The sequence below is a fragment of the Desulfofarcimen acetoxidans DSM 771 genome, assembly GCF_000024205.1.
Classification (GTDB): domain Bacteria; phylum Bacillota; class Desulfotomaculia; order Desulfotomaculales; family Desulfofarciminaceae; genus Desulfofarcimen; species Desulfofarcimen acetoxidans.
In genome coordinates this window covers 4,480,423-4,505,581 of record NC_013216.1, presented here as the reverse complement: position 1 = coordinate 4,505,581, position 25,159 = coordinate 4,480,423, and the positions used below count along the sequence as shown (strand labels likewise).

General features: G+C 44.4%; 14 protein-coding genes. 10 read left to right on the top strand and 4 right to left on the bottom strand.

The genetic code is table 11. From position 1 onward, the window contains the following. Positions 1 to 316 precede the first annotated feature (316 nt). Positions 317 to 2,155 (bottom strand): PAS domain S-box protein, encoded by a 1,839-nt coding sequence (locus tag DTOX_RS22620; protein ID WP_015759661.1) that lies wholly within the window; start codon positions 2,153 to 2,155, stop codon positions 317 to 319. Between the two features lie 446 nt (positions 2,156 to 2,601). Between DTOX_RS22620 and DTOX_RS20880 the strand changes: the two genes are divergently transcribed. The 4 genes from DTOX_RS20880 to DTOX_RS20865 all read left to right on the top strand — a co-directional run bounded on the left by DTOX_RS20880 (position 2,602) and on the right by DTOX_RS20865 (position 5,164). Beyond that, the gene (locus DTOX_RS20880) at positions 2,602 to 2,955 is read left to right on the top strand and encodes a helix-turn-helix transcriptional regulator (protein WP_015759660.1); all 354 of its coding nucleotides are present in this window, start codon (positions 2,602 to 2,604) and stop codon (positions 2,953 to 2,955) included. A gap of 102 nt (positions 2,956 to 3,057) precedes the next feature. Then, entirely contained in the window at positions 3,058 to 4,239 is a 1,182-nt protein-coding gene (locus tag DTOX_RS20875) for an MFS transporter (RefSeq protein ID WP_015759659.1), read from the top strand. Between the two features lie 20 nt (positions 4,240 to 4,259). Beyond that, complete coding sequence (locus DTOX_RS20870; protein WP_015759658.1) at positions 4,260 to 4,625, top strand: hypothetical protein; 366 nt, start codon at positions 4,260 to 4,262, stop codon at positions 4,623 to 4,625. Positions 4,626 to 4,774: 149 nt separating this feature from the next. Next, positions 4,775 to 5,164 carry a hypothetical protein gene (locus DTOX_RS20865; RefSeq protein WP_015759657.1) on the top strand — a complete coding sequence of 130 codons (390 nt, stop codon included), beginning with the start codon at positions 4,775 to 4,777 and terminating at the stop codon, positions 5,162 to 5,164. Between the two features lie 68 nt (positions 5,165 to 5,232). Here the strand turns inward: DTOX_RS20865 and DTOX_RS25045 are convergent, their stop codons facing one another. From DTOX_RS25045 to DTOX_RS20850, 3 genes are all read right to left on the bottom strand, one after another. After that, entirely contained in the window at positions 5,233 to 5,736 is a 504-nt protein-coding gene (locus tag DTOX_RS25045; protein WP_242652418.1) for an IS630 family transposase, read from the bottom strand. 19 nt (positions 5,737 to 5,755) lie between these two features. Beyond that, a complete protein-coding gene (locus tag DTOX_RS25040; protein WP_042315661.1) occupies positions 5,756 to 6,283 on the bottom strand; it encodes an IS630 family transposase in 528 nt (175 codons plus the stop codon). Between the two features lie 98 nt (positions 6,284 to 6,381). Further along, positions 6,382 to 6,576, bottom strand: coding sequence for a hypothetical protein (locus tag DTOX_RS20850; protein WP_015759656.1), 195 nt, complete (start codon positions 6,574 to 6,576; stop codon positions 6,382 to 6,384). Positions 6,577 to 6,903: 327 nt separating this feature from the next. Here DTOX_RS20850 and DTOX_RS20845 point away from each other — a divergent pair, with 327 nt between their 5' ends. The 6 genes from DTOX_RS20845 (at position 6,904) to DTOX_RS20820 (ending at position 25,130) form a co-directional block, all read left to right on the top strand. Next, positions 6,904 to 11,106, top strand: a complete 4,203-nt coding sequence (locus DTOX_RS20845) for a fibronectin type III domain-containing protein (RefSeq protein WP_015759655.1) — start codon at positions 6,904 to 6,906, stop codon at positions 11,104 to 11,106. 13 nt (positions 11,107 to 11,119) lie between these two features. Next, positions 11,120 to 12,658, top strand: coding sequence for a phospholipase D family protein (locus DTOX_RS20840; protein WP_015759654.1), 1,539 nt, complete (start codon positions 11,120 to 11,122; stop codon positions 12,656 to 12,658). Between the two features lie 12 nt (positions 12,659 to 12,670). Then, positions 12,671 to 18,289, top strand: coding sequence for a hypothetical protein (locus DTOX_RS20835; protein ID WP_015759653.1), 5,619 nt, complete (start codon positions 12,671 to 12,673; stop codon positions 18,287 to 18,289). 304 nt (positions 18,290 to 18,593) lie between these two features. After that, positions 18,594 to 20,024 (top strand): type I glutamate--ammonia ligase, encoded by a 1,431-nt coding sequence (gene glnA / locus DTOX_RS20830; protein ID WP_015759652.1) that lies wholly within the window; start codon positions 18,594 to 18,596, stop codon positions 20,022 to 20,024. A 511-nt stretch (positions 20,025 to 20,535) separates the two neighbouring features. Further along, on the top strand, positions 20,536 to 22,191 hold the full coding sequence (locus tag DTOX_RS20825) for an SWIM zinc finger family protein (protein ID WP_157863034.1): 1,656 nt from the start codon (positions 20,536 to 20,538) through the stop codon (positions 22,189 to 22,191). After that, the gene (locus DTOX_RS20820) at positions 22,188 to 25,130 is read left to right on the top strand and encodes a DEAD/DEAH box helicase (RefSeq protein WP_015759650.1); all 2,943 of its coding nucleotides are present in this window, start codon (positions 22,188 to 22,190) and stop codon (positions 25,128 to 25,130) included. The genes DTOX_RS20825 and DTOX_RS20820 overlap by 4 nt, the downstream gene beginning before the upstream one ends. Positions 25,131 to 25,159: the final 29 nt, after the last annotated feature.

The window sequence follows — 25,159 nt, the reverse complement described above, 5'->3', positions numbered from 1 at the left end:
GCATTTTCTTTATGTTATCCGCCTGAATGCGGTATTTAAATATGTCAAAACCTCTTTAAGAGAGGATATTAAGATTTCTACCAGGCAGGTGCAACTGGCCTGTGGGGTAAATTCATCCTGTGTTTCTCAAATAGAAAGGTGTTTAAAAAAGCTTTCGCCTTAAGTTATTAAAAATTGATTAAAAAGTAAGTCATGACCTACCCTCTCAAGAGGGTAGGCAAATGTATCTGTATTAGTTTACTTAAATGCAAAGTATATAAGTTAATTATAAGAATGATAAATTTGTGTTATATTAGACATAAAAAAATGGGAAGGCTTAAAATGTTTTAATTTTAAACTTAACAAAAAAAGTGGTTCCCGTGTCTTTGGACTGAAAGCTTATTGTGGCATTATGGCGGGTGGCAATGCTGTAACAGGTGGCTAACCCCAAACCTGTTCCGTGGTCTTTTGTGGTAAAAAATGGTATACCTACTTTATCCAGTATATTAGAAGGAATGCCGTGACCCTCATCCTGGACAGCTAAAACCACTTCATTTTCCTCTTGGAATAATCTTATAAAGAGATTTTGCCCGGGGGACATTGATTGCAGGCCGTTTAGAACCAGATTAAGCATCATCTGCCGTATTTCTTCCTCATCTATTAATAAATCCGGAACATCCTGCAATTCCATGTGTATATATTTTTCGGTTCTCGCGGCATCTCCCTGAATTAGCGGATATATTCCCTTAATTAAAGTTGAGAGGTTAATCATTTTTAAATTTAATACCTTGTTTTTAGCCAGTGAAAGAAATTCAGTAATAATTGCATTTGCCCGATCCAGTTCTTTAATCATGAGTTTAAAGTGTTCTTTATTATTAGCGTATTCTTCTTTTCCGCTAAATATCTGCAGAAAACCACGAACTGTAGTCATGGGGTTTCTAATTTCATGAGCGATGCCGGCAGCTATTTCACCTACTAAATTTAGTTGGTCAAGCCGGGTGATCTCTCTTTCATACCGCTTTATCTCTGTAATATCATTGAACACCGTCATTATGCATTGTTTGCCGTTTATATTAATTTTCTCGGCTGAGAATAAGCCTTTTCTCAATTCACCTGATTTTAGCTGCCATTCAACTTCCTGGTTATAAATTACACCCTTTTCACTTAATAAATTAGATATTTTAGTAAAATCACAGGGTCTAGCCCACAGATTTAGTTCAACAGAAGTATGATTTATAATCTCTTCATAAGAATAACCGGTTATGTTAGGAAAAGCTTTGTTAACTGTAATGTATCTTCCATCAGACTGTGTAATAATGGCCATTAAGCAGGGACTGTTATTGAATGCTTTGGAAAACAATTCTGCTGATAATCTTAATGCCTCTTCTGCTTCTTTACGTTCTGATATGTCACGAAAAGCTACTACAGCTCCCACCACTTGATCATTTTCTTTGATCGGAGTTGTTACTATATTTGACGGAAAGATTGTTTTATCTTTTCTCATCAAAAGATAATCTTCTGTACTATAAGGTTTTCCTGAAAAAATTGTTTTATAAATGGGACACTCCTTGTGCGACAGAACGGATCCGTTATTCGTAATTAGTTGGATTACCTGATGCACTTCTTTTTCCAACACATCCTCGTGCAACCAGCCTAAAAGATTTTCGGCTTCTGGATTGAAGAAAATGATAAATCCGTTATTATCAACGACGAAAACACCTTCACCCAGTGCAGATGTAATATCTCGCAGTTGTTTTTCTCTGGCTATCAAGTTGTCTTCTATTTGTTTTGTATGCAGCAGGTATTTTACGCGGTTTCGCAGTACAGCGCTATGTATAGGCTTAACAATATACTCGCTGGCACCCGCCAGGAAGGCTTTTTCAATTGAAAAATTATCATTTAAATCTGTAATTATCAGCACCGGCACACGGTTGGCTTCCGGCAGCAGCTTTAATTTAGTACAAGTTTCAAAGCCATCCATCACGGGCATCAGTATATCCAGCAAAATAAGATCCGGTTTAAAATTTATAAAAGCATTAATAGCTTCCAGCCCGTTTTGTGTTTCTATCACAGTATACCCGTCTTGCTCCAAAATTCTACGCAGCAGTATACGAGTGCTTTTATTATCATCTGCAATCAACACTAGCTGGTTTTTTAATAACTTATTTGGATTCATGCTTCTCCTTTCAAGCATATTGCCTTTAGGTGCTAAGATTAGACGGTAAAATCCAATTTTAATTTAGATTAGAACTTCTAATACACCAAGGCATAATTTGATTTTCGTATTTTTGACTATACTCTATAAATACGATGCAGTTGGATAATACTCCGATGAAACAGAAAATTTAAGAGACAATGATTAATAATTCTGAATATGACAAATAAATAAAATTTTAATCTATTTATGCATAATTATTGAAAAAGGTGCTGTTTTTAGTAATATTCAATAATTATTCTAAAAAACCTGCCGGGCAGGGGTGTTTTTTTTAAATTTATACTCTAATAATTATCTAAATATTTTTTCTAAATATTTAGATAATTATCCTTGACTATCTCGCTTAATGTAAGTATAATCAAGATGTAATTAACATATATATGTATTGTACATAATGAGGATGATAAATGATGAAGTCTAAGAGAGTTCAGGTTTACCGGCATGCTCCGGCCTTTATTTTGCTTTTTCTTGCACGGGAGAATCTTTACGGGGCAGCCTTGTATAATAAAATGCAAAAGGAAATACCTTTTTGTTTTGCGGACAGCGCTATTATCTACAGGACTTTGCAGGTGTTAGAGGAGGAGGGGGCGGTGAAATCTTATTGGGATACCGATAGTCCGGGCCCGGCTAAAAAATGGTATCAGATAAGCAGTAAAGGGTTGGAGAAATTGGCCGAATATAAACAGGATATAGAAAGAAGGAAAAATAACCTTGAGTTTTTTCTGTATTCCTACGAACAAATTTGCCAGTTGAAAAATTAATAAACGTATAGGCTGTTCTGACTAATATCCTTTTCATTTGTGGGCTGAGATTTTCAATTCCAGAGGGTTAGTTATGAGGTAGTATGAAATGGGGGAATGCTTATGGACATTCGGGAGGTAAAAAGAGGAAGAGTTTTTTCCTTTTCCCTGGCGCACCTGGTTAATGACTGGTATATGAATTATATACAAACCATACTGCCTTTTATGGTGGCAGCAGGACTGAGTATAAGCAAGGGTGCTTTTCTGGTTTCAGCCTTTACCATAACTTCTTCTTTACTGCAGCCCGTTTTCGGATATTTGGTAGATCAAAAGAATCAACGCTGGATGGTATATGTAGGAACCATGTGGATGGCAGTTTTATTAAGCCTTTTGGGAGTGTTCCAAAATTACCCCTTGCTATTTATTATCGTAACGCTGGCCGGTCTCGGTACTGCTGCTTTTCACCCTCAGGCATCGTCTATGGTTACCTCTGCCAGCGGTCAAAGGAAGGGTTTTTTTCAGGCCGTTTTTACGGCTGCCGGAAACGTTGGCTGGGCGCTGACTCCACTGGTAGTTGTACCCTTTATTCAAGCCTATAGTATGCAATATACCCCAATATTAATGCTGCCCGGAGTTTTTGCAGCTATCCTGCTCTGGTTTACTGCTCCCAGGGACCAGGTAAAGGCAAAGTCGTCTCCGCCGCCTCTGTTGCCTGCACTGCGCTCGGCCCGGGCTGAATTGGCCAAAGTAGTCCTGGTAGTAGCCTGCCGTTCATTGGCCTATTTCGGTTTAATATCTTTCTTGCCCTTGTACCTGCAGCATAAAAATATTTCACTGATAGCCGGTAGTCGTCTGATTTTTTTAATGCTGTTTGCCGGGGCAATGGGCGGACTTGTGGGCGGCTATATTTCTGATTTAATGGGCAGAAAAGTAGTCATCGTAGGTTCGCTGATAGCGGCCACACCGTTGTTTTATCTGTTTTTGGTTACCAGAGGCGCCTTGAGTTACCTGCTTTTGGCTTTAGCCGGGGCCACACTTTTAGCATCTTTTTCAGTGACAATTGTAGTAGCTCAAGAAGCTCTTCCTAAAAATGCTGCTATGGCCTCTGGCTTGATGTTGGGTTTTGGCATCGGAATCGGTGGTTTGGGTGTTGGCCTGGTAGGCCTGCTGGCGCAACACGCGGGTATTGTTTACGCCATTAACCTGTTAATCTGGTTGCCTTTGCTGGCCGGGTTGTTCGGCCTTGCTCTGAAAGGCAAGCAGGTACCTGCGGTGCTTCCAGTGTCCGAAGTCAATAAAAACTAAATTAAAGGAGGTATTTGTTTATGCAGTGTGATGTTTGCCAGGAGAAAATTGAGGATAATGATAAGTTTGATTATCTCGGTAAAACTATGTGCGAGGACTGCTATATAGCTGCCTTGCACCGTCCCAGATCATGCGACCCGGCAGCTGTTTCTTCGGCCGTGCATTCCCGCAAGCAAATGGGTCATACCGGAACACAGGGTATGACTGAGCTGCAAAAGAATATTTATGAATATATAAAAGAAAAAGGCAAAGTAGAAAAAGATAAGTTGGCCGAAATATTTAACCTTTCTCCCTTGGATGCGGAAAAGCAGTTTGCTATTATGAGACATTGTGAACTGCTTAAAGGGATGAAAGAGGGCAACACCATATATATAACAACTTTTTAAGTCTGTATTTGTCCTACTATTAATTTGATAATTCCGGAACCTCTCGAAAATCGAGGGGTTTTATTTATTTTCCGGAGCGGACATATATTTAAATATTGCCGGTAATAATAACTTTCAGTCTATAGTATAACAAACTGGAGGTTGTTATTATGGAGTTTGGTAGTGGGGAAATTTCCATCAAGGCATATTTTTCAACTAATTCACGTGCAGAGGAATGTGCCGATGTACTTAAAGAAGCCGGTATAAAAAATGTATCCCTGGGGTTTATGTCCGGGCAGTCTGCGAAGGAAGATAACCAAACTAATAACCCTATGGCCGCTCTGTTTGCTTCAATGACAGGTTTCAATACCTCACCTCTGGATACAAACTTTTTAACTGATGATGATTCGCGTGAGTTAATGACGGGGGATCCGTTGATTTATAGTTTGGGCGGCCAGGCAGCAGTAAGTCAAGCCTATGGGCTGTCTGCCGTAATTGAGTTTTCTAAGTCCGGTGAAGTTGAAAGGATAATAAGGGAGTATGGCGGCCAAATTGAATAATCTACAAGAAAGTCGCCTTAGGCGACTTTCTTGTTATATAGAACCGAAATAATAAATATCGTTATAAATTAAACGCAAAGTCTCTTTTTCACATCTTCCGAACAGCATTTGATTTCCTCTAAAAACGAGTCAACAGATTTTTGAATTTCTGAAGCATTTTTATGAAAGCGATTATAAATAGCTGTATTTTTTAACCATTTCCATAACTCTTCTATGCAATTCAGATTGGGTGAGTAGGGTGGAAGAAATTTCAAAAACAGATGATCCTTATGCTCGTCTAAAAAGTCTTTAAGTAATTTTGCATGATGAACTCTTGCATTATCAAGAACAATGTAAATTTTAGAAATGTCATCTTTTAAAAAATGTGATACCAATTTTTTAAGAAAATCTTTGAATTTTTCTGCATTGATTTTGTCATAATTTACACAAAAAACTTTACCCGTATAGTAGTTTAAAGCACCGTATAATGTAACTTTTGCATGGTGTCCATAGGTCTTAATCTTTTTTTGCTCACCTTTTGGGAACCATGCTCGTTGTAAACCTTGATAATCCCTAATGTGAGATGCATCCACATATAGGAGTATTTCACATTCAGTGAGATTTTTTTAACTCTTCCAGCTCATCTTGAAAAGCTTTTTGTTTTTCCGGATCAGCTTTGGCTAATACATAAGTGGGACGATTATAACGAAAATCCATCTTAAGAAGCATGCGCCAAACACCATCTGATGTATATTTAACGCCGTATGTATCATAAATGTAAGCAGCGAGGGTTTTACAATTCCAAGTAGTATGGGTACTAAAACCAACCTCTGATGGTGATTGTTTCAGTACCTCTTTGACCTCTTCTTTTTGTTCATTGGTTAGCCTTGGCGGTCTTCCCGGCTTTTTTGATACATGAAGCAGTTTTTTAACTCCACCTTCATTAAAGTAAGCAACGTATTTTCTTATGGTTTGTTCACTTATATCAAGATATTCGGCAATCTGCTTTGCTTGTCTCCCTTTCATGACAAGAATAACAGCTTGAACTCTGCATCTTAGTTTATATGGTGTTTCTCTTTTTATCTTATTCAAATCCTCAATGGTTAAATTTTGTGGATTGTTTAAATGCAATTTCCTCATGGTAATAATACCCCTCCCCACACTTGATTCTATTTTACAGGATAGGAGTAAAAATTACCATTACTTTATTAATCACTTCTATATAGAAACTGTAAAGATTAATCACTGCTTTGTGAAAAATACTGCTTGACCAGCTGTTCTGTTTGATTGACTGCTTCTTTTAAGGTGTTGATTTGCCGGTTCTTTTCTTCACGATCGCTTGACTGCTCAACTTCAGTGATTAAAACATTGTAGGTATTAATTACCTCTTCTTTGATTTTTTGCAGATCAACTGCGGCACGGCTGTTGTTCATCAGATATTTCCTCCTGACTCTAGCTATCTATTTTTATTATTCTTTGTCAGGCATTTATATATACAAAAACTTGACTTTAGTTTTGATTACAATTACCGATACGGAAAGTTGAAAAAGGAACTAAAAAAAGATTTTAATTTCGTATTGATAGATAAAAAAGGAAATCAGTATGCACCAATATTTTTACGTAATGATAAGTTAGTAATGTGTACGTAACTACTACTTGGATTAGTAGTTTACTAACTGGTTATTATTTGCTAAAGTTATGGTAATGATTTTTAGTAGTGCTACATAAATACAAATTTAATTAAGGTCAGGTGGTGTCTTATGCCGGTTAATCCTAAAAATTTAGCCATGATAGCTCATGGAACCGATGGCAGCGACGGCCTGGAAGCCGGTATTCATCTAAGGTGGGCCTTTGACCCGGATATGGGTTTCCCTTTGGACGGTTTTAAGCTGTACAGGAGGCTGGCTGATTGGAGGAATTCCGGGGGAGCTAAATTGGGCTTTGACAGGGTTAGAGATGATTTCATAAATATCCCGTATATTATGCATTTCGCAGCCGGGAAAAAAACTTATTCAGCTCTTATTACAGCCCAGGAGAAACAGTTAAGTGTTGTGGAGATGAGTTTTGGCGGTGCAGTTGTGCGGTGTCTTTATGTGGAAGCCCCGGTTAAAATCGAATTTTCTGATCCAATGCATAAAGTAGAAATTGATGTTTTTTTTAATGACGGCGGTCATATAGAGCTAACAGCTTTCGAAGAGGATAAAGTCATAGAAAGACGTAATTACCAGAACATCAACGGCAGGCAAACCATAACCCTTTCCTCACAGGGTATCAACAGCCTTAAAATGCGGGGAATTCGCCTTTATCTTTGTGAAATACGATTATATGTTGTTGAGGATATTGACAGTGGCTGGCAGGGGCCGGTTAATGCCAGGTGCTCTTTTGGTTTGCCGGTAAATGTTGCTCCTGAGTGCATCCTGGATTTATTAAAAATAAACAGCGGTATTTTGCCCGCCGGCAGATGGACGGTTGATATGATTGCCCGCAACAACCCGGATTGGCTGTTGGCTGCCTGTCGCATGCCAGTCAAGCCGCGGTCTTTCTACAAGCCCTATTTCAGTGAATTCCAAAATTTACTGAAAATTATGGTAAGTGATGCCGGTAGTGTGCCCATGAGAAGCAACAGGCTTAATTGCCGGGATGAGCTGGCATCCGGTGCCTCTGAACAACCTAATGTAGAAATAAATATGCCTGCTCTTGACATGGTTCTTCTTTCGGCTGTAAATCCTTATATTGCCCGCATGCTGGCACTTTATTGGGCAGACACGGATGCTCGCAAAGGTGTTTATTATGATTATAGAATTACAGCCACCTGGCCCAGGGGGACCCTGTGGAATTTAGAAAAGTGCATTGACTTTGAAAGCTGGAATGTCGGTAAGAGATTCTATAATATTTTTCATGTGGAAGGTCTTGTTTTTGACAGTCCCGGCCAGGGCGTAATAATTGAAAGTAAACCTTTAACCCTGACAAATGCCGGCAGAGGCTTGCGTTATTTGCTGACGGATGGGCCGGTAACTATCGATTTTACCTCCACTGTCAGGGAATTTTGCATGTATGCCAGTCATTCCGCCGGTTCCGTTAAGATAGAGGCCTACAGCCAGGATACTCTGGTTGACAGTATGATTCTTTCGCGCCCGGAAGGTATTTTGGCTGTTCACAGCAAGAGCAGTATTACCTCTGTGGTAATAAGACAGGTGGTTAAAATCACCAAACCCCCCTTTATTATTAATGACAGGCTCGGTGATATTAAAAAACCTCCTCTTGGACAGATTGAGAAGCCGGTACTTGTAAGGGCCAATATCATTTTCTATAAGATTTATACGGGGGAAAAATTCTTTGATTATGGCACTTATAACTATGATCTGTATGGAGTCTGTCAGGAGAAGCCCGAACCGCTTACTGTACCCCGGGGGCTTAAAGCAACTCCGCAATCGGGAATGAGCAAAACCTTGCCTGACGGAACTGTATTGGATCAGCGCTACGCAGCCGGTTTAACCTGGGATATACCTTTAAACGAAAACGGCTGTCTCCTGTCAGATATGCCGGTTATGTATCATATACAACGCCAGACAGCCAGATCGGCACCGGTTTTATTAACCTCCGGACAACCACTGGTGGTCCCGTCTCAAAAGAATGCGGGTGCAGACATTATTTTTTATACTGATGCCGTGTCATCTCGTGATACTTATGAGTATAGCGTTGCTGCCGTGGATATCTGGGGGAGAGTGAGCCAGTACTGCAGCTGGATCGGTGTTAATCTGACAGCCAGTGTTCCGCCGCCCCCCTCAGGGGCGGAGGCTAAATACCTGGATCCACAGGACCCTTATCTCTCACAGCTGGAGAAGTCAGAGGCAGCAAAAAACAACAATAAGCCTGTACTTCGAGTGCGTTGGAAATGGAATGAATCCCTGCAGAGACAGGCGCCTGATGTCAGCTCGTTCAATATTTATTTTCAACCGGGATGGTTGAATGTAGTGCAGGGAAGTCTGGTTACACAACCGGCAGAGAACGGCATGCTGCTGGATTTGCAGACGGATTACTTCAATAACAGAATTCCGGCAGGAGCTTTTGGCGGACTTGCCCTGCAGATGAATCAGGCAGCACACGAAATTCTGTACAGCAAACGGGCAGCGGATGGCAGGTTTATTTTCAGTATAAGAAAGACTATACCCCAAAAGGATGATTTTTTAACCTGTGAGTCAGGTACTTATAAAATAAGCAGCGTTGTTGAAACCGGCAGCAGTTTGCAGCTGGAGTTGGTGACTGACCCTGCGAATGTCAATTTTGGGCGGCCAAATACCGTAACTATAAAACAAAAGTCTTACCCGGTGCAGTCTATCGGTTTCGCAACAGGCACTGCTGCTGGCCTTATTTTAACAGTGCCTAAAGTATATCCCCAAAAAGGCGATTTCTTTGCTCTGCCTCTGCTGCCCGGTACACCGGCTTTCGTGGATTACACCCGGGCCGGCAGCTGGCAGACGCTGTTGCGCAGTGAGGCTGCTTTGCCGGGCAAGGAGCAGTATGAAGCATTTATATATAACCCTCCTTTGTACCCGGGGGAAGACAATAAAACAGTATATGCCCAGATAGGCTTCAGTTCGGTCAACCCGGAGGGAGAGGGCAGCGTGTCCGGGCCCGCAGCCATTGTAGCGGTATACCGTGAAAAGCCCCCGGCCCAGGTCTTACCGGACATGCCCGGTGATTATACAACCCCGGCTGACTACTATGGAAAGTCCCGCTATGCATTAAGATGGACTAAAAATCCCGCTGTGAGATATTTTGTCCACAGGGCCCTGGATGAGACTGTCTTTATGGTAGACCGGGAAGAAAGAATGGCTGCCACAGCCGGAGGGGTTCTGCGTATCAGCGATGCCGATGCCTATATTGACAGCCTTGGCCTGGGTCTTTACAGAAACGAAATAAAGCAGCGGGTAATCAACCCGGGCCTGGTAGACTACAAGTCCCTGCTCATGGACCAGCACAGAAACGTCCTGCTAAAAGCACTGGTCAATATGCCGGGAAATGAGAAGGCCTTTGTTAAGTTGAATCTGGAAGCCATTGATCCGGAGGATGCAAATTTTCAGAATAAGCGAAATTATTGGGAACCCGAGAGTCTGCCAATAGACCGGTCCTTACTGTTGTTTGTGGACGATACACTGGACGGCAATTCTGAAAATGTGATCTTTTACCGTCTGCAAACCGTGAATGAACTGGGAACAGCGGGAGATTACGGACCTGCTTCTTACCCGGTTTACCTGTCTAAGACAGCTCTTGTCTCAGTACCCAGAATAACCGGAGTAGAAGGAGGAGAGTGCCGGATCACTATAAAATGGTCACCATGTTTGGAGACGGGAATTGCCGGTTACCTGGTTTACAGGGCTGAAAATGAAAGAGACTCGGAAGATATCAGGCGCATGAAGCTTTTAAAAGCCGATGTTTCGGATGCCTATTCAGCTGTCGCCGGTACTGACCGGTTTACCGATATGGGGGTCGATGGCGGTAAGAAATATTATTACAGAGTAATTGCTGCTGCTGTGATAGAACAAAAGGGCGGCGATATGAAGATTAAGTCGCCGGCCTCGGAAGTTTTTACAGGTCAAGCTTTCGATACGGCACCCCCCGAGCCGCCGATGATTATCTCCCTGGAATGGGTGTACCTTGATGAAAACGGTGTAATATATTCCTTTGCCTCTCCTACTGCTGCCGGGCAGAAGCTTTACACAGCCGTGCGGCTGAAATGGGCGCCGCCCGAACCGGGCTTATCAATATTGGTTCAGTATCGGGCCGGTACCGCGGCTGATTTTTCCAATGCCTCAGGCTGGTTGGCTGAAGGGACCGCTGAGTTTACACATAAAAATGAATTATGGTATAAGTCTTTTGAATACAGGCTAAAGGCAGTCAACCGTTCCGGTAATACCAATAAGGTATATCACACGGCACAGCTGCCGGCAGTCAATCCGTAGGGAGGAGTTGTCCATGCCGACACTGGATGAATTGAAAAATAAATGGTTTCTTGATTTTAATGCTTCGGGAACTTCTTTCCCTCCGGTAAAACGTTTCAGCGGCAGTACCTTAAGCAGCTATACGGACGGTAATAAAGTAACGCCGCTAATTGACGGGGCAAATTATATGAAGACCTGGCATGACCTGGTGAGGGATATCACTTACGCGCAGTCTAACCGGCGGGAGATTTATCACGCGGCTTTTATTATGTCAGCTGTAGCTACCCTGGGGCACACTCATCCTGACACCGACGCCGAAGATCTGCTGCTAAAAGCCCATAATGCCGGGGTGGCTGTTTACCCTTTGATGTGTGCCAATATACAGGGCGGAAACCGTACCAATCTGGTAAAGTTAAGTGCCGGAGGCTTGTCTAATGCCTGTATTGATGAACGCTACCCGCCGGCCGGCAGCAACCACCAGAAATTTACCTGCTTTAAGACTGATACAGTTGCCAAAGCCATGCTGGGATCTATTGATCTGAACTACAGCCGCTGGGATACCGAGCAGCATTTAACGCATAACCCTGACCGGCATCCTATTTATGCTCCTAGTCCCTCCCATGACCTGGGGGTTTTGCTGGAGGGGCCCGCGGTGGCTGATGTGGAAAAGACTTTTATTGAAAGGTGGAATGATTCCTCCCGCAGCATAGGTCTTTATACTGCTTCTATTTTAGGTATCACAGCTTATGTATCGTTACCGTTAATCAATACCCCGGTTTCTTCTCCGGCAGCAGCCGGCACCCATTCGGTACAGGTGCTGAGAACTTACGGGCGGACAGCTTTTCCCGGACATTATTCTTGGGCCGGTGAGGGCGAGTTTACTATCTGGGCCTCATATTTAAATGCCATTAAAAAAGCTCAGAAATATATATACATTGAGGACCAGTATCTTCTGCCCTTTGACTGGCCTCCCTGTTACGAGCGGATTCCCGCTCCGGGACAAACCGGTGCTGCCAGGGAAAGCGATATCATCTATCAACTGGCCAAAGCACTGCAGAGGGGGGTTGATGTCATAGCCGTCATTCCTAATGGGTCTGAGGATTTTGTCAGTGATAATTCTCTGTTCCAGCGCAATACCGGGCTTCATTACCTGGCTACTCAGGCCATAACAGCTCCCGGGAGATTTATAGCGGCTTATCCCAATAACGGCGAAGTAGATATCTATATTCATTCGAAAGTGATGATTTGCGATGACGAATTTGCCCTTATAGGTTCAGCTAATATCAACCAGCGCAGTATGACAAATGACAGTGAACTTCATATCGGGGTGGTTGATTCCAATAATCAATTTGCCAGGGATTTAAGAATGCAGCTCTGGGCCGAGCATATGTGGGTGGAACCGGCCGGTTTGGAAAACTATGATACAGCCTATAATTTATTTGTCCAATACCTGGATTACAAGGACGGAAGATTAAAGTACAGTTCCACAAAATACCCTGGGCCGGATCCTCTAACCCAGCAAAAAATGATGCGCAATATAGTCGATCCCTATTCCGGTCCGGAAAGAGAATAGGAGGTGATTAATGTGGCGGACCCCAATGTATACCTGCCTTTGACAAAGGCATTCAGGCTTGATTTTATTCCGCTCGACAAGCTGAGCCTGGCCGGGGAATTATATGAGGAATTAAAAGACGTTATAGTTACCCGCTACCAGGATGAAGTTTTAAAGCCAGGGCCCGGAAGCAGGTTTGAAATGGATTTAAGCTTCCGGAAAGAAGTTGTTTTCGAATTACCCGGTCTCGGCGGCATATCTCTGGTAATCGGTGGAGCAGCAGGTGCCTTGCTGACCGTCGGCTATGAGACAGATTATGCGTCCTGGAAGATTATTCTCGGCGGTGCCGTCAGGATCAGGTTTTCCCGCGATTGGATTCATCCCGTAGTGCAAAAAGACGGCAAATGGGTGAATAACCCGATCCAGCAGTACACGGAAATATCCATTGGCATAAAAATGATTGTAGATAACAACTGGAATGTAAGTTTTGACGGTAATAACGAGTTTTCCCTAACCCAATCCATGATTGGCGACTCAGGTTTTATTATTGAAGGCACTGTTGCCATAGATTTTTCCGAAAACCAGTCATTGCCTGAAACCATCAGCATGGGTCTGGGCAACGAGTGGAAGGGAGTGGTCTTTAAAACCCTGAAACTGGTCCTGCCGGATAGCCTGGATGTTCCCCTGCTGCCCGGTGAACTGGTGTTAACCAATTTCCATATCGGCAGCGGTGGGATATCAGGAAAGATTAGCGGCAACTGGACGGTTAAGCTCGATCCCGGCGGGAAAAGTTTTACCGGCCAGGGCGCGGGGAGCCTGTTCGACATTCCCTTTGCCTTAAAGCAGATCAGCCTTGAGTTTATGCACAATACTATTACCTCCTCGTCCATCCAGGGTGCCGTGATGTTTCCCTTTTTTGATTCACCTGCTGTAGTGGAACTGGGCATTTCCACTGACGGGGACTTTGCAATTGGGCTTTCTTCGGACCAGAGTGCGTTAAATGCCTTGCTTCCTGCAGGACAAAAACCTGTAAATAGCAACGGTCTTTTCACTTTTAAGAAGGAAGGTTTACTGGATCTTACTATTAAAGGTCTGAAGCTGGGCCTGGAGGACGGGGTTTTCATGGCCGGTATTGACGGCAGCGTGAGGCCTCTGGTCGGCGGTATGGACTGGCCGGAATTTGAAGTAACCGGGCTTTCTATAGATTCAAAGGGCCATGTCAAAATCGGCGGTGGCTGGATTAACATGTCCAAGCAAAAAAGCCTGGATTTCAAGGGTTTCTCTGCCAGCCTGTCCAAAATCGGCTTTGGCAGTGATGCCGACGGAAAACGCTGGGTGGGTATCTCCGGCAGCATAAAAATTATCGACGGAGTGCCTGTTACCGGTAGTGTGGAAGGCCTGAAAATTAAGTGGAATCCGGATCACCTTTCGGATATTAGCTTTGAAATAGCCGGTATCGGCATAGGTTTTGAGATCAAAAACGTCTTGAAATTTGACGGTGCGGTGGCATTTATCAATGAACCCGGCAAGACCGGTTTCCTGGGCGGTATTAAGCTGGTTATTTATCCTATTAACGTATCAATTGACGCCCAGTTTATGGCGGGGAAAAATAATTTAAACCCTCCCTACAAGTTCTTCTATGCGGCTTTGGAGGTTCAACTGCCCGTGGGTATCCCTCTGCTTAACACGGGGCTTGGCATATTTGGCATGGCCGGGCTCTTTGGCTATAATGTAGAGCCAACCAAGGGCTACCCGCCCAATGACAATGAGACCTGGTACGACTGGTATTCCAGCAATCCGGAGGGTGTCAGCAAAATCGGAGGAGTGGGCGGACAAAGAAAGAAGTGGTCGGATCACCTGGATAGCCTGGCTTTCGGTGCGGGACTTATTCTGGGAACCCAGTCGGATAACGGTTATACCTTTGCCGCTAAGACCATGCTGGTGCTGTTGATACCCGGCCCTGTGATTATTATTGAGGGCAAGGCCAACTTCTTAAAGGATCGCAGCCAGCTAAACGATGATGCCATATTCAAAACTCTGGCTATCTTTGATAACCGGGTCGGCACTTTCCTCATGAATATGGAAGCTAATTTTTTATACCCGCAGCCGGACGGCAAAGTCATTAAGGTTCACGGGCTGTCGGAGGCCTTCTTTGATTTCAGCAATCCGCAGAACTGGCATCTATATATTGGCCAAAAGGAAAAGGAGAAGAGGATCAGAGCTACCATTCTCAGCCTGTTTGAGGCCAACGCGTATTTTATGATCGATAACAGGAGCATGCAGATGGGTTCATGGATCGGCTACGATAACAAGTGGAAATTCGGTCCCTTGAGCGTGGTTCTGGAAGCGTGGATGGAACAGTATGCCTCCCTGACGTTTAAGCCTCTTCAGGCTGAAGGCGGTATGAGTATGCATGGAAAGGTCAGCCTGAAGGTATTTACTTTTTCCCTTGGGCTGAGTGTGGATGCCGGTGTCGTGGTGAAAGCACCCCATCCTTTCCTGGTGCATGCCGAATTGGATGTGTCCATAGACCTGCCCTGGCCTTTGCCGGATAAAAAAGCTCATATTGAGCTGGATTGGAAAAAGGAGGAGAAACCGCCTGTTCCCATGCCTCTCGCCGGTTTCGGGGTGGAGCACTTAAAAGCAACTGATAAGTGGGTTCTGGACAAATACCCCGTCTATGACCGCAACAGTGACGGTTTTATGGATGCAGGAGTGGCGGCAGAGCCGGCAGATGCTCTGGATAAGGCCCCGCCGGTGCCATTGGACGCCAAACCTGTGATTATTTTTGCCAAACCGGTGGAGGATGCCTCGGCTGTAGCCGATAACCCCCAGCCCTCACCCGGGCCTCAGGCAGCCGGCAAGTATATGTATAAATACAGGCTTACCGGCATAAGGCTGGAGAAGAGGCCCCGTTCAGGCGGAAACTGGGTGACCTGTGACCCGCAGAAAATCCGTGCCAAGTGGCAGGTCGTCACGGAAGGAGGCAGGCTGGTAAATACAAAGCTGATGTTGTGGTCCCGGACAGCCTTTGATATTTCCAGGGAGATGACTAATAATGAGCTGTGGGAAGGCTCACTGGGACAGGAGGGCATTTGCCTGCACGACTTAGAGCCCAAAGCCGTCAGAATAGATTTCGAGGACATGGACCCGGATATCTATCTCCCACGCATATTTATTGAGGAGGACGGCAGTATCTTCCGGGGAAGGTATCCGGTTAAGGTAGTGGAGTATATCTCCCCCTGGAAGACACAGAGAGCCTTGTATTTAAACAGTTACAGCAGTTACCGTCCGGCACGCTTGATTAATATAGATTTTGCCGGTTATCTGGGCAAAGTATTTGACAATCCGTTTAAGATTGACAGGGTTGAATTCCGGGTGGGAAATAGTCATGCAGCTAAGGTCGAGATAGTACCTGTAAATGGCGGGGGCGGCTTTGCTTTATACAATTTTACCGAGATTATATTGCCGCCCAGTGATAAAATCTACATTAAGCTTTATAATAGCTATCCTGTCACGATAACCGCTTACAGCCGCGATATTGTTGTCGGGGGAAGGATGGCAGACCCTGCGGTATCAGACAGCTGTGTTAACACCGTTAGTTTTCAGGGAAAGGCTATAGACAGGTTATTGTTTATGGTAGCGGAAGCCCATACAGCTTACCTGACCGGTTTTGGCTGTGAGGAGCCGGAGTGGCATGCGGAAACCACACCCAATTTAAATATTGTGTTTCCGGAAAAGCTGCATGATTTAAGTTTGTTTATCGGCAATAGCAGTTCCCTGGTGTTAACTGCCTATGATGAGCAGCATAAGCAGCTAGTGAGGCAAAACATCAACACCACCCAGGATGCTGCCGGTTGTGAACCGGTCAAACTTACCGGTGACATACGCCAAATTAATCTGGAAGGAGACGTCTTAATCTCATCTGTTGCCTATATTACGGCAGTGGAGAATGAGAGATTTGAGGCAGAAGAGAAAGCCAGGCAGCACCTTAAAGAAAAAACCGAGCAGAGCTGGAGTTGCCATGAAGCTGACCTGCTGGAGGCCGGTATGTGTTACAGGATAAGCGTGGATACCGAAGCTTTCAGGGATAATGAATGTTTTAAGTTTACCGAATATGCCTATTTTAAGACGGAGAACCCGCCGGGTGTGTACCCGGCTAACAGCACGGGAGAGAGCTATCCCTATGCGGGCCCCTTAAAGGATCTCAGCTTGTATGTGCATAAGACAATCCCTTCAGACGGGCAAAAGCCGGTATACTGCACTTATGATATCGGTGTGTTGTACAACGAGTCTTACGTGGATCAAATGTACCGGCAGGCCAACCTGCCGCTGCAGGTTAAGTTATACGATAACAACGACAGGCCGGTAACAGACGATGAGGGTAATGAAGTTCAGGTTGACAATCAATGGGGTGACAACCCGCAGACCTACCTGACCAGGGAGGAAGAACAGTGGGTGAAGATGGTCAATGACCATGGCTGTGCCACGATTACCCATACTCAAAAGCCAAAATCGCGAAACCTGTTTATCCAGGGTGTGACTATGAAACCTGAGACACTGTACAGGGCCAGGCTGGTCGCCTGCGGTACTTCCGGTGAAGTTTACACTGTTTACCGGTTCAGCTTTATCACCTCAAAATTCGCCGGCTTTACTCACCAGGTGCAATCCTTCCGGGATGCGGCCTGGAGTTACGGCAGGCTAACAGGTCAAAGCGTGCTGCCGGGCAGCGGTGCTAAAGCAAAATTGGAAGCAATTTTAGCCGGCTTAAATCCATACGATAGTTATAATTCCGGGCTTGAGTCGGAAAGGTTTGAAAGAATAGCACAAGTTTTTGGCCTGGGAGTACGTCAGTTGCCCCAAACGGTTGAGATTCTTGCCCTGGACGATGAATCCGGGTGCTGCGGCTATTTGCTGGAAAGTCCCGAACCCTTTGATTGGGAAAGAACTTCACTGGAAATCAGCTTTGCCGAGCAAAATCTTATAATCAGGGACAGTGTTGCCCTGGAAGAAGCAGTTGGCCAGGTTAAGATTGTCGAGTCGGCTGTTCCTGGAGAGGCCGGTGCGGGTGTTGATAGAAATGCTGAGTGGGTTGAGATAATACTGCTCAAAACCTGTGATTTGAGCGGTTTTTCTATAGAGTATAAGGGGTTTGATTTGCTAATGCCGGGAAGCAGCCAACCAGCCAGTGATTTCGTTAATTATTATACTTTTGGCCCGGAAAAATCTTTGCCTGCGGGCACTGTAATCAGGATACACACAGGTGAGGCAGTTGAGCAGACAAATCTTTCAGAGGAAATAGAACATCGCTTTTTATCCCTGGGGAAATGCCGGTTCCATTCTACCGGCAATATTTTCAGGATTAGGGATGCCAGCGGTGCAGTTATTCACAGGCTGGCACGGGAACCCGGCGCTGCTTATGTCAGGAAAGAATCCATACTCCTTCGGAATAGTGATAGCACGAGAGCATTTGTATTTTTCCCTGCAGGAATTGAAAAAGCGGGACAGGTTTCCCCGGGCAATTACAGGTTATCCTTTAATTTTAGACGCAACATAGGCAACGATAGACCAATAATGAAAAAGATGGGCAGTGATTCTGCCGAATCTACCGGTATAAGATTCACCTTGCCGGCTGTTCTGCCTGCTTTATAAAGCTTTGTATAAAATCAAATTTGTACAAAAATAGTATGCAGATAAAAATATTTTTTAGTTGACAAATTAACCGTCTCTAATTTATACTTCATTAATAAAAGAGTCTTTTGTAGAGGTTAATAAAAGTGCCTTGGTGCACAAACTTTTTTTCTAATAACATATATTCAGCAAAGCGGCTGAAGAGAACTGACAGGCGATGAAGCCTCCTGGTGCAAGCATACAGGGGGCTTTTTTGTGTCTTCTTGAGCCTAAAACCGGAAAAAAAGTAAATTTATCAACCTTGCTTAAATGAAAGGAGAGAAAAATGCAAATGTCTGAAAAAGTTAAACAAGTTCTAAGCATGGCCAAAGATAAAGAAGTTCAGATGGTTGATATCAAATTTATTGATATGCCCGGTACCTGGCAGCATTTCTCGGTACCTATGACCGAGTTTGATGAGGGTACTTTTACCGAGGGGCTTGGTTTTGACGGTTCCAGCATTCGTGGTTTTAAAGCCATTAATGAAAGCGATATGATTTTAATTCCGGATCCGGATACCGCTATAATCGATCCTTTCTGTGAAGTGCCGACTATGAGCATTATCTGCAATATTTATGATCCTTTGACAGGTGAAAAATACAACCGCGATCCCCGTATTATAGCTCAAAAGGCGGAGGAATATCTTAGAGAAACCGGTATAGCTGATACCTCCTATTGGGGGCCTGAGGCAGAATTCTTTATTTTTGACAGCGTAAGTTTTGACCAGAACCAGCATTCCGGTTATTACTTCATTGATTCAGAAGAAGGCGCTTGGAACTCTGGCCGTATGGAAGGCGGCCCTAACCTGGGTTACCGCCCACGCTATAAAGAAGGTTATTTCCCTGTTGCTCCGGTTGACAGCATGCAGAACCTGCGCACCGAGATGGTATTGACCATGCAAAAGTGCGGCATTGTTGTGGAAGCCCAGCATCATGAAGTTGCCACTGCAGGTCAGGCTGAGATTGATATGAAGTTTGCGCCTCTGGTAAAAATGGCCGACCAGCTTATGCTCTTTAAATATATAATTAAAAATACTGCGGTTAAATACGGTAAAACCGCTACATTTATGCCTAAGCCACTCTTTTTGGACAACGGTTCCGGTATGCACGTGCACCAGAGTCTCTGGAAAGACGGGCAGCCTTTATTCTTCGATGCTGACGGTTATGCCGGATTGAGCGAAACCGCCCTGTATTACATCGGTGGCATTTTGAAGCACGCACCGGCTTTGTCCGCTCTTTGCAATACCACCACTAACTCTTTCAAACGGTTGGTGCCGGGCTTTGAAGCACCTGTTAGCCTGGTATATTCCAAGCGCAACCGGAGTGCCTCTATTCGCATACCTATGTATTCCAATAATCCTAAAGCCAAACGCATTGAGCTGCGTTTCCCGGATCCCACCTGCAACCCGTACCTGGCCTTCTCCGCTATGCTTATGGCAGGTATTGACGGGATTCAGAATAAAATACATCCGGGCAATGCGCTGGAAAAAGACATGTATGAACTCACTCCGGAAGAAGCTGCAGAAATTAAATCATTGCCGGTTTCCCTGGAAGGTGCTCTCAAGGCCCTGGAAGCTGATCATGGGTTCTTGCTGAAGGGCGGTGTCTTTGATAAGGATCTGCTGGAGACCTGGATCGAGTATAAGATGACCCGTGAGGTAGATGCCGTAAGGAAGCGCCCGCACCCCTACGAGTTTATGTTGTATTTCGATTGCTAAATAATCTTTCCTAAAGTGAAAAACCCCTGCCGATTTATCTGCGGCAGGGGTTTCTTACACTCCGGCGAGCACGAGTACTTATGGTTGCGCGAAAGTTGCTTAGAGCAACTTTCTTGCACTCTAGGAAATTATGCTTATGGTGAACTTGTGGTTAAGTTAAGGTATACCGCATAATTTCCGACGAGCACGAGTACCTGTGGTTGCGCGAAAGTTGCTTAGAGCAACTTTCTTGCACTCTAGGAAATTATGCTTATGATGAACTTGTGGCTAAGTTAAGGTATACCGCATAATTTCCGACGAGCACGAGTACCTGTGGTTGCGCGAAAGTTGCTTAGAGCAACTTTCTTGATAATCCCGGCAAATTATGATTATATTAAGGCAGAACAAGTATCTATTGCTGCCTGGAAAGTTTCTTGGGGCTAACTTCTTGTACGCAGCGGTCAGTAGTCAATATTCCTATATTTGTGATAAAATAAGCAAGGTAAAGTATTTATTCCGGGGTGTTAAATCCATGTTGAATATAAAAATCGCAGATAACCTATTGGAGAGGTTATCCGGGGAAATAGCAGATAATCTAAATTATGATACTTTGAAACTGGGACTGAAATATTTTCATAAAGGACGTATCAAACAGATAAATCTGAAAAATTCCGCGGTGGAGGCTAAAGTAAAGGGAACTGGTTTGTATAACGGTCTTTATACGGTTAATATTGATTTAGAGAATTTTTCTCAGAGCCGTTGTTCTTGTCCCGAAGGCAGGTACTGCAAACATCTGGCTGCCGCCTTTTTTAACCTGTATGCACAATATAATGATCCAAATGATTTTTGGGAGTATTTTGAGATTAGTAGAAAGGGGCCGGGCGGCAGTATAGAAAAAGCTTTACCGGCTAATAAGAATCCTGTGGATAAGAATACGAGAGATAATCCAAAGAAATCTCCCAAAGAAGTTGACTTATGGTACGATCATTTTAAGATAACGCTGGATTTAATTTATCGGGAAAATGAACAATTTATTAACCCCTGGGGTTATTATTTCAATCATACCTACTTGTTTGATAAGGTGTATATAAAATTTCGTGATACTCCTTATCCCTACAGCCAGAATTGGCCCGGGGAAAAACGAGACATATATCGGCTCAACGCCATTTTGTTTTTTTTAAGCCAACTGGAAAAAATAAATAAAGAGAAGGGTAATATTTACATAACACAGGGTATTTATGAGCTTTATACCAGTGAACTGTTAGAAAGTATTCCTCAAAATCTGACACTGGAGAAAAAAGACGAATATGTACAATTTCTCATCAAACCCATTAATATAATCAACCGGCATTTGTTGCTGAACAATAACCTGATTTTTGATTGGCTGTATTATTTTCGTTTGCTGTGGTCTAATGTTTTTAACCACCCGCTATGGGTTAAAAGGGTATACGGGTTGTTGGAAGATGTGCAAAAAAAAGCTGAAGCTGCAACACCTAAATACTTTTTTGTCACACTGGGTTTGGTTCATTTTAAAATAATGGCCGGTAAGGACAAAGAGGCCAGGCTTCTTTTGCGGGAACAGAAATTTTTCTCTCCGAATGTTTTTTTTGATTATTTAGACTTATTTAGCCGGGCTAAAGACTGGGACAGGCTCCTGCCTTGGCTGCGCTGGTTGTCACCCTTAATGGAGAGTGCGGGCAACCAGGATTTTGATTCGGTTTGCCGGTATTGGTTGACAACCGCCCAATATGACGGTGCTTGCGAAGAAGCGGAACAGCGTCTGAAATCCTGGCTGCCCCGCAGTCGTAATATTTTAGCGGATTTTTTGTTTGCCAATGAACGATACGAGGATTGGGCTGACCTGCATATTTGTCATGCCAGAAAATTTACTTACGATGGCCGCAACAGCCACCTGCCCGGAGTAAATTCCCATGAACTGTCCACGGTGCAGGAAGAACACTTGCAGGCGCTAATCCCCCTCTATCACCACAGAATAGTACAGTTTATTGATGAGAAAAATCGCAAGGCCTATCAGGAGGCGGTGAAATTGCTGAAGAAACTGCGGACTGTCTACAATAAACTTAAACTAAAGGATGAGTGGAGCAATTTTATTCTGAGTTTGGTTGACTTCTACCCGCGCAACAGGGCCTTACATGAAGAATTGCGGAAAGGAAAATTGATTATATGACGCCGCGTAATATCATTCGAGTTTCTTCGCAATGGCTGGGGGAAGGGGTATTTTTTATCCGGGCCGAGCAGCAGGATTTAATTAATCATTATATGTCCAATGTTACAGAATTGAAATTCCGCCTTTTCACTCGCCACCGTCCAACCTTTTACGGCACGTTCGTTGAAACTATGGAGCACAACCGTCAGGTGGGATTGAAGCTCTCACCTCGTCTGGCTCTGGATTTTTTTGCTGAGTCCACTTACAGTAAGTTTCTTGACTGGCAATGGAGTGAGGAAATTCTTAAACTAAGGCAAATTGCCCCCCGGATTAAAGAGGCTCTGAGCCAGGGTCATTGGCGGCCTGATTTTCAGAGATGGCCGGCCGGGAAACCTGCCTGGAAGCTGGATTGGCCTGCCGACCAGGATTTGTCTGCTCTGCCCCACTATACAGCAGAATGGATAGACGGTATAATTAATGATTTGATTGCGCAAAATCAGGAAATAAGTCTGGCCTGGGTTAACCTGCGGCAAATATACCCCTTGCTTGGTAATCATAGCGGCGTAAATATAAGTAACGAAGAAAGCTGGTTAGAGGCCATTGGCTGGAAGCAGGACGATACTCCCTTTAAGACCTGCCTCCAGCTTATTGAGCCGGGAGAGGATTATAGCGAGTGGAATTTAAAGGTCTTGTTGCAGGATAAAGTGGATGCAGCTAAGCTGGTTGAATGGCATCCGGATTTATTTTCAGTCGATGAAGCTTTTCTGCGGGCAAACAGCGCTCCGGAGTCAAGCCAGTCGGAGGATAACATCCTGGTTGCCGAGGCAGAAGTTCCGGCTCAATGGGAGGATCACCGGAGGAAAATTGTCCGGGATATTAACCGCTGGTTGGAATTGGTGCCCTGGCTGGCTGACCGGCAGAATAGCTGCCAGACAGGAGAAGAGCCGTCATTGCTTCGCCGGGAATTGGGCGAGACAGAGGCCTGGCAATTTCTTGCATCCGACAGTCTGCAATTGGCGGATGCCGGTTATACTGTTTTTTTACCTAAATGGTGGGAAGAGGTGCAGCATCTGAAACCGCTTTTGAAGGTAAAAACCCGTTCTTCCGTTGGCAACTGGGGTGAGGGCTGGCTGGGAGCAGACCGGCTGGTACAGTTTGATTGGCGTCTGTCAGTAGGGGATGTGGAGTTATCGGAAGAGGAGTTTCGCCAGTTGGCTGATAAAAAGCGCCGCTTAATGCAGATTCGGGGTAAATGGGTGCAGTTGGATCCAGCGTTTTTGCAAAAGGTGCAAAAAATTATTAAACAGAAAAAGAACATGTCTTTGCCGGAGCTTTTACAAATGCATTTTCTCTCGCCGGACCGGGAAGAGAAAATTACAGATGAGGACGGTGGAGTTGAGGAAGACCTGCAGGTAGAGGTGGAACTGAACCAGCAGTTGAGCAGTATGGTAGAACAGTTAAAACAACAAATAGATGTTTGTCTGGAGGAACCCTCTTCAGCTTTTCGCGGCAAGCTGCGCCAGTACCAAGTGCGGGGAAGTTCCTGGCTGCTCTTTTTGCGCCGCTTCGGACTAGGTGGTTGCCTGGCCGATGATATGGGCCTGGGCAAGACAATTCAATGGATTTCTTATCTTTTGAAAGTCAAGGAAAAGGAGAATCCGTCCACGCCCTCCCTGTTAATCTGCCCTACTTCAGTGATAGGCAACTGGCAGAAGGAACTGGCCAGGTTTGCTCCTGATATAAGGGTGCACCTGCATTACGGTTCCCAACGCGAAAAAGGAGAAGCTTTCCCACGATCTTTGGCAGAAAAAGATTTGGTGCTGACTTCCTATAATTTGGCTCACTTGGACGAGACGGAGCTGGGTTCCGTGGAATGGGATTGTATTTGTCTGGATGAGGCACAGCATATTAAAAATGCTTATACCAAGCAGGCATCGGCAATACGGCGTTTTGCGGGCAGGCACAGGGTAGCCCTTACCGGTACGCCAATGGAAAACCGCTTGACAGAACTCTGGTCGATCATGGACTTTTTAAACCCCAGATATTTGGGCAGCATCAACGAATTCAATAAGCGTTTTGTCAGTGTTATTGAGCGGAAGCGAGAAGAGAAGCATATAAAACAAGTACAGAGACTCATTAGACCCTTTCTCCTGCGGCGGGTTAAAACAGATCCGGCTATTGAACTGGATTTGCCTGAAAAACAGGAACTCAAGGAGTACATCCCGCTAACAGTAGAGCAGGCCTCACTTTATGAAAATACGTTGCAGAATATGTTTGAACGTTTAGAGGAAGCTGCCGGTATGGCCCGCAGGGGTGTGATTCTTTCCACCTTGATGAAACTGAAGCAGTTGTGCGATCACCCGGCTCTTTTTTTAAAAGAGGAGGTTCCGTCCAATATCAGAGAAAGGTCGCTAAAACTGGAGAGGCTTTTGGAAATGGTGGAAAAGCTGCGGCAGGAAGGGGATAGTTGCTTGATTTTTACCCAGTTCGTGGGGATGGGGCAAATGATCCAGCGGCTATTGCAAAAAGAACTGAAAGAAGAGGTTTATTTCTTGTACGGTGGAACACCCAGAGCCAGGAGAGAGGAAATGATCACAGGTTTTCAAAATTTTGATACAACAAAAAATCCCAGCAATATATTTGTTCTGTCACTTAAAGCAGGTGGATTAGGGCTTAATTTAACAGCAGCCAGCCATGTCTTTCATTTTGATCGCTGGTGGAACCCGGCCGTGGAAAACCAGGCAACTGATCGCTCACATAGGATTGGCCAACAGCGGCATGTTCAGGTGCATAAATTTATCTGTCTGGGTACGCTGGAAGAACGTATTGATGAGATGCTTGAGCGTAAACAGGGCTTAAACGAGCAGATTGTCGGCGGCAGTGAAGCCTGGATTACCGAGCTGTCTACCGGTGAACTGAGGGAGGTTTTTGCCCTGCGCAGGGAATGGGTCGCTAATTAGATATCTATGATTCTTGCTGGACAGGAGCT

Coding starts and splice junctions, on each gene's coding strand:
- DTOX_RS20865 (WP_015759657.1), top strand. CDS start 4,775: ATGGAGTTTGGTAGTGGGGAAATTTCCATCAAGGCATATTTTTCAACT.
- DTOX_RS20820 (WP_015759650.1), top strand. CDS start 22,188: ATGACGCCGCGTAATATCATTCGAGTTTCTTCGCAATGGCTGGGGGAA.
- DTOX_RS20880 (WP_015759660.1), top strand. CDS start 2,602: ATGATGAAGTCTAAGAGAGTTCAGGTTTACCGGCATGCTCCGGCCTTT.
- DTOX_RS20870 (WP_015759658.1), top strand. CDS start 4,260: ATGCAGTGTGATGTTTGCCAGGAGAAAATTGAGGATAATGATAAGTTT.
- DTOX_RS25040 (WP_042315661.1), bottom strand. CDS start 6,283: ATGAGGAAATTGCATTTAAACAATCCACAAAATTTAACCATTGAGGAT.
- DTOX_RS20875 (WP_015759659.1), top strand. CDS start 3,058: ATGGACATTCGGGAGGTAAAAAGAGGAAGAGTTTTTTCCTTTTCCCTG.
- glnA (WP_015759652.1), top strand. CDS start 18,594: ATGCAAATGTCTGAAAAAGTTAAACAAGTTCTAAGCATGGCCAAAGAT.
- DTOX_RS20845 (WP_015759655.1), top strand. CDS start 6,904: ATGCCGGTTAATCCTAAAAATTTAGCCATGATAGCTCATGGAACCGAT.
- DTOX_RS20840 (WP_015759654.1), top strand. CDS start 11,120: ATGCCGACACTGGATGAATTGAAAAATAAATGGTTTCTTGATTTTAAT.
- DTOX_RS20825 (WP_157863034.1), top strand. CDS start 20,536: ATGTTGAATATAAAAATCGCAGATAACCTATTGGAGAGGTTATCCGGG.
- DTOX_RS20850 (WP_015759656.1), bottom strand. CDS start 6,576: ATGAACAACAGCCGTGCCGCAGTTGATCTGCAAAAAATCAAAGAAGAG.
- DTOX_RS22620 (WP_015759661.1), bottom strand. CDS start 2,155: ATGAATCCAAATAAGTTATTAAAAAACCAGCTAGTGTTGATTGCAGAT.